The sequence below is a fragment of the Carnobacterium sp. genome, from assembly GCF_032094055.1.
Lineage (GTDB): Bacteria > Bacillota > Bacilli > Lactobacillales > Carnobacteriaceae > Carnobacterium_A.
In genome coordinates, this window is record NZ_DAMDAK010000094.1 from 7,217 (window position 1) to 9,252 (window position 2,036).

The following is a 2,036-nucleotide window of genomic DNA, read 5'->3' on the forward strand; positions in this document are numbered from 1 at the left end:
AGACTTTGCAATATGATTCACCATACTGATGTAGATAATTTATTTGTTCTTACTAGTGGGATTATTCCACCTAATCCATCCGAATTATTGGCCTCATCTCGCATGGATGAACTGTTGGTCGAATTAGAAAATGATTTTGATTTAATTATTTTTGATTTGCCGCCTGTTGTAGCTGTGACAGATGCACAAATTATGGCAAGTAAAGTAAACGGTACTATTTTTGTTATACGCAAAGAAACTTCAACTAAAGATAAAATAATGGAATCTAAATTATTGTTGCAGCGTGTGAATGCCAATGTTATTGGTGTAGTATTGAACCGCATTAAAGTCACCGAAAATTTTAATTATGATTATTATAGAACAGCAGATTAATTAAACGATGTGTAAGTTTCATTCCCCCAAAAAAGTAAGACCTCATAATAGAACCTCGTTTTTCAACTATGTTTTACCCCTTCTAAAAGATTCTCTTTCCAAAGTAACGAATAGAAAGAAGAGTGAACAAAATGAGTAGAAATTTAAAAAAATTGGTTTTAATCAGTTACGATAGTTTGGCTATTTGTTTATCGGCTGTCTTAGCTTCTATTTTCCTTAATCCTTATATTACTTTACCGCAAGAACTATATGTGGCTACTGTAGCAGTCAGCATCTTTTTTTACTTACTTTTCGCTGTATACTTCAAGCTGTTTACTCATATTAACCGCTATATGGGAATTAGAGAAGCTGTTTTTATTGGAGTATGTGTCAATTTAGCTTTTCTATTAGTTGCAGTTTCTTCCTTCTTTTGGTTTCCTTTAATCAGCTTTCGATTCATTTTATTAACCACCATTTTTTCAACCGTTAGTATTGAAAGCAGCCGTATTCTATGGCGTTTCTATCATGAACATCAATGCAAGAAGCAAAAAGCAAAGATAGCGAAAAAGCAAATACGAACGTTGATCGTTGGTGCAGGAGATGGTGGAAATCTTTTTATCCGAAGTTTAAAACAGCACTTTAATGAAGTCAAAATTGTAGGAATCGTAGACGACGACCCCTTTAAACAAAAAACAAGATTATATGATTTTCCCGTTTTAGGTCCTCTTGAAAAAATCCCCGAATTAGTTAAAAACTTCGAAATTCAGCAAATCACCATTGCTATTCCCTCTTTAAACCCCAAAAAATACAAGCAAATCGTTGATATTTGTAACCAAGCCGGTGTAAAGGTCAATCTGATGCCTTCCATTGAAGACGTCCTTCAAGGGAAACTTTCAGTTAGTCAATTCAGAGAAATCAATGTAGTGAATTTACTAGGCCGAGATGAAGTTAAATTAAATATGCAGCAAATCTCAGCTGAGTTAACAGGAAAAACGATTTTAGTTAGTGGAGCAGGCGGATCGATCGGTTCAGAAATTTGTCGCCAAATTGCCAAATTTTCTCCAGAACGTTTGATTTTATTAGGCCATGGTGAAAACTCTATTTATCAAATCGACCGAGAATTAAGAGGATCGTACCAAGGCCGATTTGATATTATTCCCGTCATTGCTGATGTACAAGACCGTAAACGGATTTTTGAAGTGATGCAGCAGTATCATCCGGAACGGGTCTACCACGCAGCTGCTCACAAACATGTTCCAATGATGGAATATAACCCTCAAGAAGCGGTTAAAAATAATGTTTATGGAACAAAAAATATGGCTGAAGCTGCAAAGGCAGCGGGTGTAACAAGCTTTGTTATGATTTCGACCGATAAGGCGGTCAACCCGCCAAATGTTATGGGGGCTACAAAACGCATAGCAGAAATGATTGTCACTGGTTTAAACGAACCAGGAAAAACTAAATTTGCTGCTGTTCGTTTTGGGAATGTCTTAGGCAGTCGCGGCAGCGTCGTTCCTTTATTTAAAGAACAAATTCAACAGGGCGGTCCAATTACGATTACAGATTTTCGAATGACACGGTACTTTATGACTATTCCAGAAGCAAGCCGTTTGGTGATTCAAGCCGGAGCTTTAGCTAGCGGGGGAGAAGTATTTATCCTTGATATGGGAAAACCCGTCAAAATT

At 36.6% G+C, this 2,036-nt stretch carries 2 protein-coding genes; both read left to right on the forward strand.

Translation table 11 applies throughout. The annotated features are described in order from the left end of the window. Positions 1-372, forward strand: a 372-nt coding sequence (locus RT405_RS11790) for a CpsD/CapB family tyrosine-protein kinase (RefSeq protein ID WP_313469912.1), incomplete at its 5' end; no start/stop codon positions are given. Between the two features lie 131 nt (positions 373-503). Beyond that, positions 504-2,036: nucleoside-diphosphate sugar epimerase/dehydratase (locus tag RT405_RS11795; RefSeq protein ID WP_313469913.1), on the forward strand; the 1,533-nt coding region annotated here is incomplete at its 3' end.